General features: G+C 65.4%; 14 protein-coding genes. 10 read left to right on the top strand and 4 right to left on the bottom strand.

The genetic code is table 11. The annotated features are described in order from the left end of the window. Positions 1–365 precede the first annotated feature (365 nt). From AC0IWM_RS20585 to AC0IWM_RS20540, 10 genes are all read left to right on the top strand, one after another. Positions 366–1,043: a recombinase family protein gene (locus AC0IWM_RS20585; protein WP_471758040.1), complete on the top strand. Its 678-nt coding sequence runs from the start codon at positions 366–368 to the stop codon at positions 1,041–1,043. Between the two features lie 57 nt (positions 1,044–1,100). After that, complete coding sequence (locus AC0IWM_RS20580; protein WP_471758038.1) at positions 1,101–1,337, top strand: hypothetical protein; 237 nt, start codon at positions 1,101–1,103, stop codon at positions 1,335–1,337. 452 nt (positions 1,338–1,789) lie between these two features. After that, complete coding sequence (locus AC0IWM_RS20575; protein WP_471758036.1) at positions 1,790–2,056, top strand: hypothetical protein; 267 nt, start codon at positions 1,790–1,792, stop codon at positions 2,054–2,056. Positions 2,057–2,492: 436 nt separating this feature from the next. Beyond that, positions 2,493–3,215 carry a DNA-directed RNA polymerase gene (locus AC0IWM_RS20570; protein ID WP_471758034.1) on the top strand — a complete coding sequence of 241 codons (723 nt, stop codon included), beginning with the start codon at positions 2,493–2,495 and terminating at the stop codon, positions 3,213–3,215. Between the two features lie 42 nt (positions 3,216–3,257). Further along, a complete protein-coding gene (locus AC0IWM_RS20565) occupies positions 3,258–3,698 on the top strand; it encodes a hypothetical protein (protein ID WP_471758032.1) in 441 nt (146 codons plus the stop codon). 483 nt (positions 3,699–4,181) lie between these two features. After that, positions 4,182–4,592 carry a hypothetical protein gene (locus AC0IWM_RS20560; protein WP_471758030.1) on the top strand — a complete coding sequence of 137 codons (411 nt, stop codon included), beginning with the start codon at positions 4,182–4,184 and terminating at the stop codon, positions 4,590–4,592. A 185-nt stretch (positions 4,593–4,777) separates the two neighbouring features. Beyond that, a complete protein-coding gene (locus AC0IWM_RS20555; protein ID WP_471758028.1) occupies positions 4,778–5,041 on the top strand; it encodes a hypothetical protein in 264 nt (87 codons plus the stop codon). Between the two features lie 783 nt (positions 5,042–5,824). Continuing rightward, on the top strand, positions 5,825–6,592 hold the full coding sequence (locus tag AC0IWM_RS20550) for a hypothetical protein (RefSeq protein ID WP_471758026.1): 768 nt from the start codon (positions 5,825–5,827) through the stop codon (positions 6,590–6,592). A gap of 681 nt (positions 6,593–7,273) precedes the next feature. Beyond that, complete coding sequence (locus AC0IWM_RS20545) at positions 7,274–7,984, top strand: hypothetical protein (protein WP_471758024.1); 711 nt, start codon at positions 7,274–7,276, stop codon at positions 7,982–7,984. Positions 7,985–8,347: 363 nt separating this feature from the next. Continuing rightward, a complete protein-coding gene (locus tag AC0IWM_RS20540; RefSeq protein WP_471758022.1) occupies positions 8,348–11,425 on the top strand; it encodes a M15 family metallopeptidase in 3,078 nt (1,025 codons plus the stop codon). A gap of 293 nt (positions 11,426–11,718) precedes the next feature. On the opposite strand, the gene AC0IWM_RS20535 is transcribed toward AC0IWM_RS20540, so the two are convergent. From AC0IWM_RS20535 to AC0IWM_RS20520, 4 genes are all read right to left on the bottom strand, one after another. After that, the gene (locus tag AC0IWM_RS20535; protein WP_471758020.1) at positions 11,719–12,417 is read right to left on the bottom strand and encodes an 8-oxoguanine DNA glycosylase OGG fold protein; all 699 of its coding nucleotides are present in this window, start codon (positions 12,415–12,417) and stop codon (positions 11,719–11,721) included. Positions 12,418–12,485: 68 nt separating this feature from the next. Continuing rightward, positions 12,486–13,241, bottom strand: a complete 756-nt coding sequence (locus AC0IWM_RS20530; RefSeq protein ID WP_471758018.1) for a hypothetical protein — start codon at positions 13,239–13,241, stop codon at positions 12,486–12,488. After that, positions 13,211–13,768, bottom strand: a complete 558-nt coding sequence (locus AC0IWM_RS20525; RefSeq protein ID WP_471758016.1) for a DUF488 domain-containing protein — start codon at positions 13,766–13,768, stop codon at positions 13,211–13,213. Before AC0IWM_RS20525 ends, AC0IWM_RS20530 begins: the two co-directional genes overlap by 31 nt. After that, positions 13,726–15,528 carry a DUF6538 domain-containing protein gene (locus tag AC0IWM_RS20520; RefSeq protein ID WP_471758014.1) on the bottom strand — a complete coding sequence of 601 codons (1,803 nt, stop codon included), beginning with the start codon at positions 15,526–15,528 and terminating at the stop codon, positions 13,726–13,728. The genes AC0IWM_RS20525 and AC0IWM_RS20520 overlap by 43 nt, the downstream gene beginning before the upstream one ends. Positions 15,529–15,599: the final 71 nt, after the last annotated feature.

Here is a 15,599-nt window from a genome sequence, read left to right as displayed (position 1 = left end):
ACAGCTCAATGTCAGCCCTCGAAGGCTCGTAAGCACACCAGTGGCAGTAGCCTTTGTCCGCGACCTTCGGTGCATTCCGCTGCGAGCACTGCGGGCAGATCAGTACCGACAGCTTGGAGCCTAAGAGGCGAGCGAGCCCACGGCCTTTGAAAGTGACTGTTACCGGTTCGATCTGCCAGCGATTGCTGCCTCGGCTCATCCGCTCTCCTCATCCTGAGGTATGTCAGACCAAACGGACAGCAGGCCTCCTAGTTCACTTCCGCGTGATCGAATGCATATCATCACACGTCGATGGACGTTGATGGGTATTGACACACACCTATCGAGGACTCAGCTTATGGCGACCGCCACCGAGGCCCGCCGCCATGACCACCTACGTTGCCTACTGCCGTGTGAGCACCGACAAGCAGGGCCGGTCCGGGCTAGGCCTTGAGGCTCAGCAGGCCGCCATCCAGTCCCACCTCCGCCCGGGAGACACCCTGCTCCAGCCGCCCTACGTCGAGGTAGAGAGCGGCAAGCGAGCCGACAGGCCGCAGCTTCAGGCCGCCATTGAGCGCTGCCGCAGGACAGGCGCCACGCTCCTCATCGCCAAGCTGGATCGACTGGCCCGCAACGTGGCGTTCATCTCGAACCTCATGGAAGGGGGCGTCGAGTTTGAGGCGGTGGACTTCCCGAAAGCCAACCGGCTCACGGTGCACATCCTCGCCGCGGTGGCCGAGCACGAGGCCAAGATGATCTCCGAGCGCACCAAGGCGGCCCTAGCGGCGGCCAAGCGGCGGGGCACGAAGCTGGGAGGGGATCGGGGATATCGCCCATCCGCGCCGCCATCGCCGGAGGACGTGGCTCGGGCTACGGCTATGAGGCAGCGCAAGGCAGACCATGCGGCCTTCGCGGTGCTGCCCGTGCTGGAGGGGCTTCAGGCCAGCGGCGTGGTGAGCCTCAACGCCCTCGCCAAGCGGCTCAATGAGCTGGGCCACCAGACGCCGCGCAAGGGTGCCTGGACGGCTACGGCGGTGAAGCGGGTCTTGGCGCGGGTGGCCTGAAGTTGCCGCAACGCTGGGCCGCCCGGAGGACCGCTCCGCCATCCGTGCGCCTACAGCGTGTTCCGCTTCAGGGAGGTAGTCATCCGGCCACCCACCTCCTCCTGTCCCATCGAGGCCATCGCTCAAGCCTACCTCGTGACCACCGCGGGCAACGAGGGGCAGGCGCTTCGCATCGCCATCACGGATGCCCTGGCGGACCTCATGGAAGGCGACAGGCGAGCCCGAGCACAGAGCCGACTCATCTCGCGGGGCTACGTGCGTGGTGGTCTGGACGATGCCGCCGAGGAAGCCTGATGCTGTCCCGAACCTCGCGGCTTACCCGTTTGTCGTGGTCCGCGTGGCCTGCACCATGTGCCCGCACCGGACGGGCAGCTATCGACTAGCGAGGCTCGCCGCACGCTTCGGCCCAGAGACGCCGCTGGAGGAAGTCTTGAAGCTCATCGCCCTGGACTGCCCGCATCGGGACCACCCTGGGCGGCGGAAGGGGAACCAGTACGTGCCCCGCTGCCATGCCCACTTCCCGGACCTAGAGCGGGCTCCCACGCCGCCAGACCTGCCGCCGGGCTTGATGGGCCTGCGCGTGATCCAGGGTGGGAGGCGGTGAGGGGCAACCCCGCGCCCAACCGATTCGGCTTCCGCCTAGCCTGGATTGGGCGGCGCCGCGTCATCTGTTCGATGGATTAAGCGCCAAACGGATTCGGGTATTCACCGTCGCTGCACCCCGGGTTTACGAAAGGGTTGGTTGGATGGAACAGAGTCGCGAATCCTTGAAGACGGCACATGACAACCTCACCAAAGCGATGTCTGAATTTGCTAGACTAGTCCTATCATCGGATGCTGGCCGCGCCTCTCTTCCCGATGACCTAAAAAGCCTGTCAATCGCCATTACTCAGCCGGGCCAAATGAAGGTGTTTCGCAAAAACGGCTGGTGTTACATCTATGACGATGCACAGGGCGTTTGCCGACAGTGCACGGCTGAAGAAGACCAGGGGACCATCGATCTTCCTCATTAGCTAGCTTTTGTGTCTGGGCAGCGGGACCATGATCGCTAGTTCGGGCGCCATGGTGTTCCTTAGAGGCAGCAGCTCAATAATCTTCGCCCTCGGTTGGCTTCGCGCTGGCCGGGGGCTTTGCGCTTGAGGTGACCGCTTCGCGGCGCTCTAACTCGGAGACCACAGCCTCCCGAATGAACTCGGCCATCCTCCGCTCACCTACCAGTGTGGCGATGCGTTCGAAGACGGCCTCAGGCAGCCTTACCGTTGTCTTGCGAACCTGGAGGGGCGGGCGTCCCATGGCAGAGGTCTCCGATTGGGCGGCCGGCAGTGCGCAGAACTAAAGGATGGCGCTTATTGACAGCCTAAAGGATGGCGGTTACCTCAGGGCTCGTTAAGGAGCCGTCACCGGCCAAGCCATTTACCTCTGCCGTACCCCTATCCCCGGAGCCGACCAATGGACGAGCATCAAGCTCCGCCCAGTGAGCCGTCACGCCCTATCCCCTTTACCATCGCCCACCTCAAGCTCTGGCAGAGGATCAACGCCGAGGTCCATCGCATCGCCCTGGCGGCCTCTCAGCTCGACATCGCACCCGCAGCCCTGCACCGAGCAGCCCGTCTGCCCTTCGTGCAGCACCAGCCTGGAGCCGACCCTATCGGCGGGATGGTCGAGTTCGCCACTCCTCAGTCCGTCACCTCCGACAATGGCGCGGACGGCTGGCTGATGGTCCACCTCGCGGCCTGCTTCAGCCAGACCTCAGGCTCACACGAGGACCGCATGGCGTGGGTCCTGGGGCAGGAGCCGCTCTGGCGCCGCATCGCCTCCGATCCCTTGGGGGCCACCGAGTGGGCCGCCCCGGAGATAGCCGACCCGTGGTCTGCCCTAGCCGCGGCCCTGGAGTGGGCACGCTTCCTGGACGTTGGGTTCGGCATGGGGTCTCGCCTCCCGGTGGTGCTCCAGGCCGGGCACCTGGAGGGCCTGATGCCGGGCTTCACGCTCCCCGCGCCGCTCAGCACCGCCGATCACGATGCCCTCTCCTGGGCCTGCCGTGAGGCCAGGGAGGCGGGGATAGAGGTAGCAGATGGCCGGAGCGGGGTCTTCGGGGTGCACGCGGCCAATGCCTGGACGGTGGCGCACTACCTGAAGACGGGCATCGAGCTGGCACGGGGCGCTGGGTAGCGGCAGGTTCATCGCCCGACCTCCAACCTAGCAGGTGCCCCCATGCGATCCGTTCCGCCCGCACTAGCCGCTGCCTTCGAGGGCAAGCTCACCATCACGGCACCCGAGCTGTGCCAGCTTCTCCCGTTAGACCCCGACACGCTTCGCCAGCACATCCGCCGCGGGCACATCAGCTTCGTCCAGATGGGCTTCGGGGAGAAGGCGCCGAGACGGGCCTTCACGTTGGAGAACGTGGTGGCTTTCCTGGATGGCCAAGGCCGAACGGAACAACTGCCGGAAAGCAAGCCAATGCGCCGCCGGCCGGTCGCGGCCACTGACAGGGTGGCAGCGGACTTTCTCGAAACGCTAGCCGCAATGAGCACCACTGAGCAGCGCCGGCCCGTGGTCGGGGGCTTCCTGGCCCGACGAGCACAACGGATCGCCCAGGAGCAGGGAGGCGGCACTACCGAGATTGGAGCTAGCAAGAGGGCGCAGCGGCCATGACGCCCATCCCTCCCGCCCTTGCCGCCGCCTACGCAGAGCGAGTGACCCTGACGGCGCCCGAGCTGTGCAGGCTGCTGCCACTGGACAGCAAGACGCTTCGTGGGCACATCCGCCGCGGCCACATCGAGTTCGTAGAGCTTGGCTCCGGCTATACGTCCCCGCGGCGGGCTTTCACGCTGGCGCAGGTGATGCAGTTCCTCCAGGGCCAGAGTTTCCGCGCGACACCGCATGCGGGCCCTCAGGGACAGCGTACGGTCGGCGCGAACTCCGGCGAGGCGGAAGGCGGTTTTCTAGCTCGTCTGGCCCGAGAGCGAAGCGGGCAGCAGCAGTCTCTAAGAGCCACCGCTGCCAAACAGTCCCCAAGTCCTCACTCCCTCCGGCAGCACCAAGCCGCCGAACGCAAGCAGCGCGTGGCCGAGCGCACTGCCAGCAGAGCGAAGTCGCCAACCTGATCCCATCCCGTAACCGAACCAGGAGCCAATCATGGGCCAGAGCACACAGCCGTCCTTCAACGCCGCCACTCTGATGCAGGCCGCCATCACCGAGCACCGCCGCCTCCTGGATGCCATCGAGGCCTCCCCGCCGTTCGATGGCGACTGTGAGGAGATGGTGACGCTAGACGTTGCCGAGTTGCGTGCTCTGGAGGCTATCGTAGCCACGCCCTGCTTCAACCGAGCAGACGCTCTGGCAGTCTTGCAGCACTTCCGGCCCTACGTGGCCGCCCAGGGCAGCGCCTTCGGCGGGATGCTACGAGACATGGGCGAGGTCACCTGCACGGTGGCGGAGACGATCCTGCGGGCACTTGCGGTGGCCCTTGGCGAGGACGAGGCAGCGGATGGTCTTCCCGGCGTGGTCCTACCCCGGGCGCCGAGTAGGGCGCCTATCCACGCCTGAAGGGTTGAGCCTTGTCGCCAGGATGGCCGTTGCGTCTCCCAGGAGAGTCGCTGGCGGCCATCGGTGCTTTTTGGCTCCCTGCGGAGGGCTCGCGGCCGGCGAGTCCTGGCGGGGCGCCTGGAGCCGCAAAACAATAGGCAGCCATATGTGAGAGGCAACTCCGCCCCCGCCACCGGTACGCCTGGATGTACCAGCTCACGCACCTCACGCGGGACAAGGACAGCCTGCACCATGACGACCGCGTGGATGGGCTTGCGGGGGTCGTGGGGGCCTTCGCGGATGTCTTAGGCGTAGACCCCCAGCTCATGGCCGCGAGGAACTCCCAGGAGCGCTACGACGAGGAGTGGGAGAAGCTGTTCGGGGATGACGATGGGGAGGACTCTCAAGGGCTCCCGCGGTTTGGCGGGGGGAGCAAGAGGGCGGCCGGGCTGAAGCCTCAAAGCCGGTAACGGCCGGAAGGCGCTGAAAGTGGGCCTAATGTTTTCAATGACTTAGACCCCCTATTACTAGGCGTATATGAGGGGGCGCCTCCAGGTTACCTATAGGCATAGACCTCCACTCCCCCACCACCCCTATGACCTTGGGCTCCTAGTTCACCCTACCCTTAAGTCTGGCATCACCTGTCCACCTTGAGCACCACACCCAGTTCGGCTCCTGGTTCATCCCCTAGTTCCGCCCCAGGCCCACACCCCAGGTCACCCGGGATAGGGAGCACACCCACCCCCTCATCACCCTTGGCCCGCAACATGGCCACCCGAGGCCTGCACTAGGAGACCGCAGTCCTAGGCTGGTTGGGCCAGGGGTTGGGCATCGGGTGGCGTAGGGCCTACCCCAGGTGACCCCGGCGGAGTGGGAGGCGGTACAGTTCAAGGCATCGAAGTGCATGAAGTGACGCAGGGTCCCCGCGACGGGGCTCAAAACATCATCGTGTGAAGGATCGCTATTGCGCATCAGCGAGATGGACGATGGTGCGACAGAATGGCGAGTTAATAGGTAGCGTATATGAGAAGTGATAGCTCAAAGCCCCTCTGCCGGGCCCTATAGAGACCCATCCCTCGGCACCCACTCCCAGGGGGTCTGAGGAGGGTAGGTCTCACCCAACCCAGGCAGCGCCACCCCCTCGGCACCTTAGACTGACAGCATTCCTACCCTTGTGTGATACCATCGGTTGGCTCCAACTTGGATTGCCCTCCTGATGCCCGACCTCTCAGCCCCCACTTGAGGCCCGCATCATGCCCACCCCCACCAGCACCCACGCCAAGCCCCGGAAGCCAGGAACCGCCCGGTCCTTCTACACCTCGGAGCCCCGGGCCACCGCAGGCAAGCCCAAGGATCGCAGAGTTCGCCTGAACTTCGGCCCACCCCTTCCAGACAGCGTAGAGTCCCTCGTCGCCTACTTCGATGAGGCGGTGGCCTATCTCCAACCTCCGTACACCTCCCCAGCCCCTAGCCCAGTCCTCCTGCTCACCGGAGCGGCGTGGGGGTCTATCTCCTATGCCCGGTGGCTGGACCCTGACGGACCCGACGCCCCGCCCGATGGCGGCCCGGCAGTGGCGTTCAGCCTTGCCCATGGCAGCCACCGCTTCATCGTCCCCGCGGGTTTCTTCCTCCTCCGGGTCCTCACCCTGTTCGAGCGCGAGCGGTACGAGGCGCCCCCTATCCACGGTGTCGAGGTCCTGGCGTCCGGCTTCGAGTTCACCCGGCTCATGGCGAATGCAGACCCCGATGAGGAGGTGCGGCTTAGGAGCGTCTACGCAGACCTCCGCCCCTGGGCCTTAGAGCTTGTTCCCGGCTGCCCGCGCCATGACAGGCAGCGGGAGGATGCCATCAGGTTCGCCCTCGACGGGCACCGCCAGTGCGCTTCACCAAGCATCAGCCGAGAGGACTACTCAGCCCTGCTGAAGGGCGCCTTCCGCCTGTTCGATGCCGAGCATGGGGCACACCTCCTTCGGCCGCTTGGTGGCGGGGGTGCCAAGCCGATGGTGGCGGGAGGGGTCTAATGCCGCGAGGCCAGTTCCTCTCCGGCTCGCCTAGTTCGGCCCCAAGTTCGAATTAGGCATAACTCTGAGAAGACATAGCGCCACCGCCGGGTAGACACCCTGCCCACGAGGTCCGGCCCCTAGTTCATCGCCTAGTTCGAAATAGATATAACTATGAGAAGACGTAGCGCCGGACCACGGGTTCATCTCTCGCCCCTCTGCCTCGACATGTGGTTCGGCCCCAGGTTCGGCCCCCAGTTCGAAATAGGCATAGATACGGTAGGCCCTAGCGCCCGCCTCCAAGTCACCACACCCAGCCCCCGCCCATGTGATGCCATCGGTACTTCCCTACTTGGTGCCCCACTTCGAGCCCGGCATCGCGCCTACTTCGGCCCCTAGTTCGATGCCCCCAGCCCGCCGGTAGCAGTCCCAGGTCGGGCTCCCGGTTCACACCAGACCATCCCCTTTCGGCCACCCCTCAAGCCCACCGAGGCGGAGGAGGCCAACACCCATCACAGCCCGCCATCACCCATCCCCTGCCCAGCCTTCGGTCACCAGCACCGAGGGGCCGCCACCCCATGCCCGCATTGCGCCCGGCATCAGGTCCCCCGGCAGAGGAGGAGGCGGAGCTGTGTGCCCCCGACTGGCCCCCAGGCCGGTCACCCTCACCCCAACCTCCAGCACGACAGGAAGCCACCCCACATGGCCGACACCAGCACCATTGCCGAGACCACTATCCCGGCCGGCACCAAGCCCGCCCAGGGCCGCAAGTCTCCCTACCCAGCGACCACACCGGAAGCCCTCCGCGCGGTCCTCACGTACTTCAACCAAGCCGTAGCCCACCTCCAGGCACCCGAGGCCAACCCGGCGCCAGATATCGCGGTGCTCCTCGAAGGTCTCCCGCAGGGCTCCCTCACCGCGGCCACTCTTGCGGTCTGGCCCGGCGGGGATGTGATCGGGTTCCGGGTGAAGGAGCGCAACCCGCGCTACGTGGTCTCTGCCGGCTTCCTCATCATCCGAGCCCTCAGCCTGTTCGGCGGGTCTCCCTTCATCGACACCAACCGTAAGGGCGGCCAGGAGCAGCACTACGTCGAGGTCTTGGGACAGGGCTACACGGTCCAGCGCCTCATGGCCGGCGCGGAGCCGGGCGAGCGGGTGCGCCTCATGGGAGACCACCACGACCTCACCCCCGGGTCCCTCGCCATCGAGGCTAACGACCCCCGCTCGATGCGGGACCGCCGAGGTGCCATTCGGATCGCCCTCCAGCTTTACCGGAAGAACGCGGTGAAGTGGGGTCTGGCGGACCTCATCTCCCAGGCGGAGTACGAGGCGCTGCTTCGCGGCTGCTTCAGGCTGTTCGACGCCCTGCACGGCAAGCACTTCATCCGTCCAGTCGGCCGCATCACCGGCTGACATCGAGTTCCCCGCCAGGAGCCTAGCCTCCAAGCGCGGGGTGCGGCGGCCGGGAGGGATCACGTGGGGTGGCGCCCTCCCGGTCTAACCAGCTTCTCCAGCCACCCCGGCCATCACCACCGACACCACCTGAACCCCAGGCGCCCGGCATCGAGCACACCCGCTCTGCCGGGCGCTTCCGCATGTCTGATTTGGAGACCACCCCACATGGCCCGACAGCCCTACCGCCCGATGGACGTTGAAGCCCTTCGTCCCGTGGCGTCACCCGTCGATACCTTCGTGAGGCCGCAGGAGCCTTCACGCGACACTAACCTCCAAGACCTCGCCCGCTCCCTTTCAGGGCTAGGTGGGTCTCTCGCCGGCATGGTCGGCAAGCGAGACGCCCAGGCCGAGGAGGACGATAAGATTAGGGGCGAGGCCGCCTACTGGCAGACCAATGGCACCGGAGCGGCCGAGGCGGTCTCCCGTGGTCTCATCCCCGCCCAGGCCAGCCCCGCCTACATGCGTGCCTATAAGCGCCTCGAAGGCGAGGTGGCCGGTGGGCAGTTGGAGCAGAAGTTCTCCGCCGCCTACGAAACCTGGGAGGGGAAGTCCTCGACAGACCCGAAGGCCTACGATGCGTTCGTGGGTGGGTTCATCAAGGACAACATTACCACCGAAGACCCCGACATCCTTCGAGGCCTCCTCCCGAAGGTGCATCAGGTCGCCACCAACTTCCTCCAGCGCCACATCGGGGATGCCTCCAAGGCCACCCAGTCCGGCTTCACCACCGCCCTCTCGGCCAGAGGGGAGCAGGCGATAGATGCGGCCAACACCGCCGGCCTCGCCTCCCGGAAGGGCACCGACTACGCGGGGGTCTTCGGCCAGTTGGAGACCATCCGGGCCGAGGGCCTGAAGGTCGGAGCCAACCGAGAGCAGGTGGACCAGAAGCTCATCGACACGGTCACCGCCGCCGCCATCGTGAAGCGGGACCCGAAGCTCCTGGACTTCCTGGACCGCAAGGTCCCCGGCACGGACTACACCTGGGGCAACACCCCCTACGGCCGGGACCAGCGGCAGAAGACCATCGACACGCTGGAGACCATGGGCCGCAAGTCCATCGCGGACGACGAGAAGAAGAACCGCGAGGAGAAGGCCGCCACCAAGGACGATGTCACCCGGCGCACCATCCAGGCCATCACCAAGTCGCCCAACGACCCGATCCCGGAGGACCTTCTGGCGGCAGGGGAGAAGGTGGACCCGGACTTTCGTATCAACGCCATCCGGTGGCGCGACACCATCGGGAAGGGCGCCCAGACCTCCGACCCGGAAGACATGCTCGCGATCACCACCGACATCATCAACGGCGGGGGGCTCCAGCGCGTCCAGCGCGGCATCCGGGAACGGGTCTTTAAGAACCCCGAGGACCTCACCCGGGCCTACAAGCTGGCCGAGAGCATGAAGGCGGAAGGACCGAAGCTGGACGAGATGCTCCGGGTTGGCACGGCCAAGACCATCATCGACACCCTGAAGAAGCAGACGGCCACCGAGAAGGACGTCTCCAAGATCCTGTTCGATGACGGCTCGATGTCGCGCGAGGGGCTCCAGTCCACGTCCGACTACAAGCAGGCCCTCATGGAATGGCTCATCGAGAACCCGAGGGCCAACAGCCTGGAGAGGGAGAAGGCCGCGCAGGATATCGGCGCCAAGTTCCTGGACCGCCTCTCGCAGCCTGAGGGGCCGATGTCTACGACCTACTACGACCGGCAGGGCCTCGGCTCTCCCAATACGTTCGGTGCCAGCAGCCCGCCTAAGGTCGATCCCACCGCGCCAACATCGGCTCCTAGCAATGCAACCCAGCCCCCTGCTCCCCGGCCCGGGCCGGTCTTCGCGGACCCCTCAGTGCAAATGCCCAGTGGGCTGCCGGGCATTGAGGAGGCTCCCCCGCCAAAGCCTGCCGCTCCAGAGGGACCCGTAAGGATCAAGGGCACCTACGATGGCGCCGCGGCTTGGTACAAATCGCTGCCGGCGGAGACCAAGGCGGCCATGAAGACAATGGCAGAGAGGCAGGGCATCACAGAGCGGCATATGTCGCAGATACTTCACCAGCGTGCCCTCGATGCCGGGCTGCTCACCTCCGATACCGACCCGACGCCTGTGCAGCGTCCAGTTCCGCCGGCACCCGCCGCCCCTGGCAAGCAGTCTAGCATGAAGGCCCCGGACGGGACGCCCATAGAAACCGCCAGCGCCCAGGAAGGGGACCGGATCGGACGGGCTTTCCAGGAGGCAATCGACGCGCCACCCACGCCCGACACGGTGCGGTTAATCGGAGAGGCGTTCCAGAGGGCGATTGCCGCGACAGGCCAACCCACCGGGCACTACTCGGCGGCCACCCTCACCGCCAACCCGAAGGCCGCCCGCATCCTGGACTTCGTGGCGGGGCCGGAGAGCCGGGGCAACTACAACGCCTACTTCGGCAACGCGGGGTCCACCAAGGACCTCGGCGCCATGTCGCTGGATCAGGTCATGGCGTGGTCTGGCAACCGGGGCACCGCCTCCTCCGCCACCGGGCGCTACCAGTTCATGCAGGGGACCCTCCGCGGTCTGAAGCAGGAGATGGGTCTCTCGGGTTCCGAGAAGTTCAGCCCCGAGTTGCAGGACCGGATGGCCCTCCAGCTCTTGGAGCGCCGGGGCTTCTCAAAGTGGACGGCGGGCCAGCTCAGCACCGAGCAGTTCGCCAATAACCTCGCCTTGGAGTGGGCCGCCCTGCCGAACCTCATCCCTCAGCGGGGGCGAGGCGTCGGACAGAGCGCCTACGAGGGAGACGGGCTCAACAAGGCTCTGGTGACTCCCGGAGCGGTGATGGCGGCGCTTAACAGCTCGGCGGGTGCCGCGGCGGCGTCTCCTCGCACGGGCATCGGCGGGATGGTCTCTAGGCTTCTCGGCCGAAGGTCTCCGCAGCAGACCGCCTCGGCACCGTCGAGCGGCCCGGCTGGTCCCGGCGAGGTCTACGCCAGCATCCCGGACGTGGACGGTTCAGGCCGCCCCGGGCAGCGGGCCAAGTTCCTCGAATGGAACCCGGACCCAGTTGGCAACAACGAGCGCAACCTCCAGTCCATCAACCCTTCCCTCGCCTCCGTGATCCGCAAGGCCCAGGCGGATAACCCGGCGCTCCGCTTCGTAGTGGCGTCAGGGCACCGTGATGAGGAACTCCAAGCGAAGGCGGTGAAGTGGGGGTGGTCCAAGACCAACGACAGCAACCACGAGCACGGCGATGCGGCCGATGTCTGGGTGCTCAACGACAAGGGGCAGGTGGTCTTCGACCAGAAGCTCCAGGAGCAGGCCGCCGCTGCCATCAAGAAGGCCGCCGGGGAGCTGGGCACTGGCGTGAACTGGGGCGGCGACTTCCGCACTTTTAAGGACCGGCCGCACTTCGAGCTGGCCAAGACGAGGAAGGCGTGATCCGTTAGAAAGAGGTCTGAGCCGATGAGTGATGAGAAGGACGTAGCCGCCGGCATCGTGCGGGCCTTCGAGGGAGCCGCGGCAGGCGCCGAGCCCAAGACCCCGCCGCCTGGAGACCGCCCGGATGCCGTGAGGTTGATGGACGATGCCTTCAGGCGGGCAGAGGCAGCGTTAGGGACCAACGTGCTGCCGTTCGTGCGGAGGCTAGCGGATCACAGGAAGGTCTAGCGGCAACGAGTGACAAGGCGGCGGGTGACACCCTGAGCGATGCTCCCGCCGCCATCTAGCCTGACTTAGTTCCAACCACTCCGGGGATTTGCCCACAGCCGAAACAGCGCCGCCTCGATCTGCTCAGGGGCGACGCTCCAGGAATGGCTGAGGGCACCGGCCTCTGAAATGAAGCTGCCGTAGCTAGCGGTGCCTCGATGGTAGAACGTCGAGCCCTTTCCGAGTGACGCCCGGGTTCGCGCGAACTCCTCGCCTTGGCTGTGCTTGATGGCGAGGATGACGTTGCTATCGTAAATCAGCGCTCCTCCCTCCAGCAGAGGTAGGCGTGCGAAGTATGCTATTTTACTGGTGGTCGCGAAGCCGATTCCAGGCTGCACGGCGTTCAAGCGAGCCAAGGCTTCACAAGCTGGAACCTTTGCCTTGGCATCGCGAATGCATTCGATGACCTCGGCGTAGCGCTCAGCTTGGCGGAAGGCCTCAGCGAACGGCTGCCAGCGCCCGCGTAGCCCGCCTTTGGGAAATCCCCAGATGATTGCAGCAGCAGCTCCGGCAGCGGTGTCGCAATTCGCAATGTCGAAGACGTGCTTCCGCGTCAGCTTTGAACCACATAGAGTTCGGAAAGCGTCCAGGGACCGGATGGCAGCCCCGGAAGGGGTGTCAGCGGCGGCAAGGAATAAGCGGTGCTTCTCCCACACCGCAGCGTTATGGGCAGCGCCGAAGGCATCAATGGCGGTCAGCGGCAGCAGGTTATCGCGAGCAAGCATCGGAGGCCTCCTACGCTCAAGCTCTCGGGAAACACTGCGTCGGTCAAGAGCAGCGCGACGAAGTGGTCTCAGAAAGCCAAGGCAGATTGGCGAGCTTCATCGAGACGGATCACTCCTAGAAGCTGCCACGTCTGTGGACGCTTTGCTTGGTTCCCAATGGCGAACACCATGCCCTTGCGCGGATACTCTTCGTTGAAGACCCCGTCCATCCACCGGAGCGCGTTGGCCTCGTTGGTCCGCCTGCGCTCATGCCAGAACATGGCGTGGGCCTCCCAGTCGCCATTCTGGTAGTCGTGCTTCCCGGACGCGTCCTCGAAGCGGAAGCGGAACTCGAATGGGGAAGGGTCTAGCGCCGCCAACTCCTCATCGAACATCCCGATTTGCCGTGCCGCCCGAACGTAGGCCTCCCGGTCCTCCTCAATGTCGGCGGTGGTCTTGGGGCGTGCGATGAATCGGGTATTACGGGGGCGAATAAGCGCGAGTGATTGGCCCAGGCTTGCTGCCTCTGCGCCTGATCCTAGGATAAGGGGCTCCAATAGGCTTGACCGGTCCCGCTCTGGGAGCTTGCCGGCGATGGCGATGGTTTCCTCATGAACGTGGCAACTCTCAACCCTGCGGTCGGTCTTCGGCACACCATGCTTGAAGCTCACCCAGTCCCATCGCCCGAAGCTGTGCTCGCCTTTCAGGTGCCGGAACCGCACCGGGAACATCCGCTTCCAGACCCCTTCGGCGGTGACGCCGGCACAGCAGACGGTCTCCCCGTATGCTTTGCTCGGCTGAGGCAGTGCCTTGACTAGGATGGCAACCTTTGCGGCGTCTTGCATTTCAGCGGCGACCCATCCCCGTACAGGTCTATAATCTTAATGCGCTGAGCGGGAATTGCACGCGCCACGATGGTCCGGTGGCACTCGCTTGGCTCCCGCTCGAAGCACATCAAGCAAGTCTTCCGGCCGAATGCCAGCTCGGCAAGGGTCGTAAGTGCGGCTTGTGCGTCGTCGGTTGCGAGATGTCTGCCATAGATCGCGCGGAACTCATCGTACTTCCCGGCCCTGGCCGCGAGGCGGCCGGGCTTGGGATCACCAAGACCGCCAAGATGAACGTACTCGATGCCTGCCTCCGCGAGCCGGGCACGGAGCCCATTCTTGGAGAACCCGGGCTTGCGTGAGACCGTCACAGCCCGCACGTCCGCGAGCACGTCAACACCAGCGCCAACAAGGGTGGTAATGAACCGCTCGATGTCTGTCCCCTCGTACCCGATGGTGAAGATGGTGCTCACAGGACCCCCTCGGTGCTCGCGCACCCGATAGGCTAGGCTTGAGTACTCGTCCACCCTGGATACCTTGGCATCCATCTCAGGCTCCGCACCGCTTCTGGCGCCTCTATGCGGACCATCTCTTCCGCCAGCGCCTTGAGCCCGAAGCCGCTCCCGTAGTCCCGTCCAACGCTTCCCCCGCTGCTGTGCCCTGTGAGGGCATCGTGCGCTTCTTCTGGCACTTTCGCATTGCGTGCGAGCCGCTTGAAGCTGTGGCGGAACGAGTGGAAGACCTTCAAACGGTCCTCAATCCCAGCCTTTTCGCGGAGGTAACGGTTGAACCACTTGGAGTACGGCCCGTTCTGCCGGCCCTCTTGGTCTGCCTCGACGTTGGGCCACAGCGATGTCTCAGGCCCGCTGCCCGCCTCGATGAGCGACTGGCGGTAGCGGAGCAGCCCGATGTTTTCCAAGGCGGGATGCACGGGCACCTTTCGGCGTGAGGAGGCGGTTTTGATGCTGCGCCCGCCAGCCGTGCCGATGTCGAAATACCAGACCCCTGTCTCGGCATCCCGTGTGAGGTCCGCGATCCGAAGCTGGGCTAGCTCCCCCTGCCGGGCACCCGAGAGCAGCGCGATAAGTGGAAGCCAGAAGGCCGCTTCCCCGCCCCCTCCCCTGGGCCGCTCGCCAGCCAGATAGACCCCCGTGCTGAAGATGGCAGCAAGGTCGGCTTGGCTGAAGGGTTGGCGCTTCTCCTCCGCCCTCGCGTCCACCACCAGCTTGGTGCCTTTGCCGAAAGGATTGCGGAACGCCGGCAGGGCGTCGAGCTTACCCGCTGCCTCCGCGTGGCTGACGATGGCGGCGAGGATGTTGAGGACCTTGTTGACGGTCGCGGCGTGCTGCGGCGGGTAGGGCTTGAGGTCCGCCTTGAGCAGCTCCCGCATGGGCAGCCGCTTGAGTCTGTCGGGCATTCGCGTCGGGACGGTCGCCAGCGCGTCGCGAAACTCTCGGGCTTTCTCGCGCGTGAGGTCTCCCAGGCGGATGTCGCCGTGCCATTCCGTTAGGCGCCGCACGGCGTAGGCCGCTTCCAAGAGGGTCCGCTGGCCGGGCTTCTTGCTGCCTCGCGCTCCGCTCCCAGTTTTCCAACTCGCGTATGCCTCCGAGAGCTTCGGGCCCCGGTTGGCGCTTGAAGCAGGGGTGGCGACGATCTCTCCTCGCTGACGCTCCAGCATCAGGGCGTATGCCTTCACGTGTGCCTGTAGCACCGCAAGGCCTGCCTCATGGTAGGCGTCCGAGGCGGGGTCTATCGGTATGTTTTTCCGGCGGAGGTACTCGCGGCACTCGACAGCCACGACACTGGTGTCTGAGCGGGAGAGGGCCCGGCGGTAGTCCTCCAGGAGCAGCTCGATGCCCCCTCCCATGGCATGGTGGTAGTCCTCCGGGATGCCCCTGCGGTCAAAGGAGACGGAGGCCAGATCGCGCCATTGCCTCCGCTCCTCCCGGGTCTGGTGCTGCTTGCGGGGGTCTCCGTCAGACCTCTCCGCCGCATCTGCGGCCAGGAGGTCAGCCAGCACGTCTCCCGCAATCTCACCGGGCGGGGGCATCAGAGAGGGCCGCAGGTCCGCCGTAACCACTTCGCCGCGCTGGGCCCGCTCGGCTGCCTCGAAGTCCGCCATGCAGTCGCGCAGCAGGCGTGACCCGGATCGTTTGGCAGTGGCTGGGTCTTTGGTGCGGAGGCTTTGCTTCCAGTTAGCCTTGCCCGTCCAAGGGGCCGGCATGAATGGCTGGAGGCCCGCCGGAATCACGCGGCGGAAGTAGTACGTCCCAAGCCTATCGCGAAGCAGGTACGACATCAGCGCCATGACCGTTTGCACCACCGGATTGTATGACCGGCGTCTGCGTAAGGCACTGATTTAAGCGAGAATTATTCCCG

The sequence above is a fragment of the Methylobacterium sp. AC433 genome (assembly GCF_979253015.1).
This window is presented reverse-complemented; position numbering and strand designations above follow the sequence as displayed.

Coding starts and splice junctions, on each gene's coding strand:
- AC0IWM_RS20535 (WP_471758020.1), bottom strand. CDS start 12,417: ATGCTTGCTCGCGATAACCTGCTGCCGCTGACCGCCATTGATGCCTTC.
- AC0IWM_RS20555 (WP_471758028.1), top strand. CDS start 4,778: ATGTACCAGCTCACGCACCTCACGCGGGACAAGGACAGCCTGCACCAT.
- AC0IWM_RS20570 (WP_471758034.1), top strand. CDS start 2,493: ATGGACGAGCATCAAGCTCCGCCCAGTGAGCCGTCACGCCCTATCCCC.
- AC0IWM_RS20520 (WP_471758014.1), bottom strand. CDS start 15,528: ATGGCGCTGATGTCGTACCTGCTTCGCGATAGGCTTGGGACGTACTAC.
- AC0IWM_RS20540 (WP_471758022.1), top strand. CDS start 8,348: ATGGTCGGCAAGCGAGACGCCCAGGCCGAGGAGGACGATAAGATTAGG.
- AC0IWM_RS20545 (WP_471758024.1), top strand. CDS start 7,274: ATGGCCGACACCAGCACCATTGCCGAGACCACTATCCCGGCCGGCACC.
- AC0IWM_RS20560 (WP_471758030.1), top strand. CDS start 4,182: ATGGGCCAGAGCACACAGCCGTCCTTCAACGCCGCCACTCTGATGCAG.
- AC0IWM_RS20585 (WP_471758040.1), top strand. CDS start 366: ATGACCACCTACGTTGCCTACTGCCGTGTGAGCACCGACAAGCAGGGC.
- AC0IWM_RS20550 (WP_471758026.1), top strand. CDS start 5,825: ATGCCCACCCCCACCAGCACCCACGCCAAGCCCCGGAAGCCAGGAACC.
- AC0IWM_RS20565 (WP_471758032.1), top strand. CDS start 3,258: ATGCGATCCGTTCCGCCCGCACTAGCCGCTGCCTTCGAGGGCAAGCTC.
- AC0IWM_RS20575 (WP_471758036.1), top strand. CDS start 1,790: ATGGAACAGAGTCGCGAATCCTTGAAGACGGCACATGACAACCTCACC.
- AC0IWM_RS20530 (WP_471758018.1), bottom strand. CDS start 13,241: ATGCAAGACGCCGCAAAGGTTGCCATCCTAGTCAAGGCACTGCCTCAG.
- AC0IWM_RS20525 (WP_471758016.1), bottom strand. CDS start 13,768: ATGGATGCCAAGGTATCCAGGGTGGACGAGTACTCAAGCCTAGCCTAT.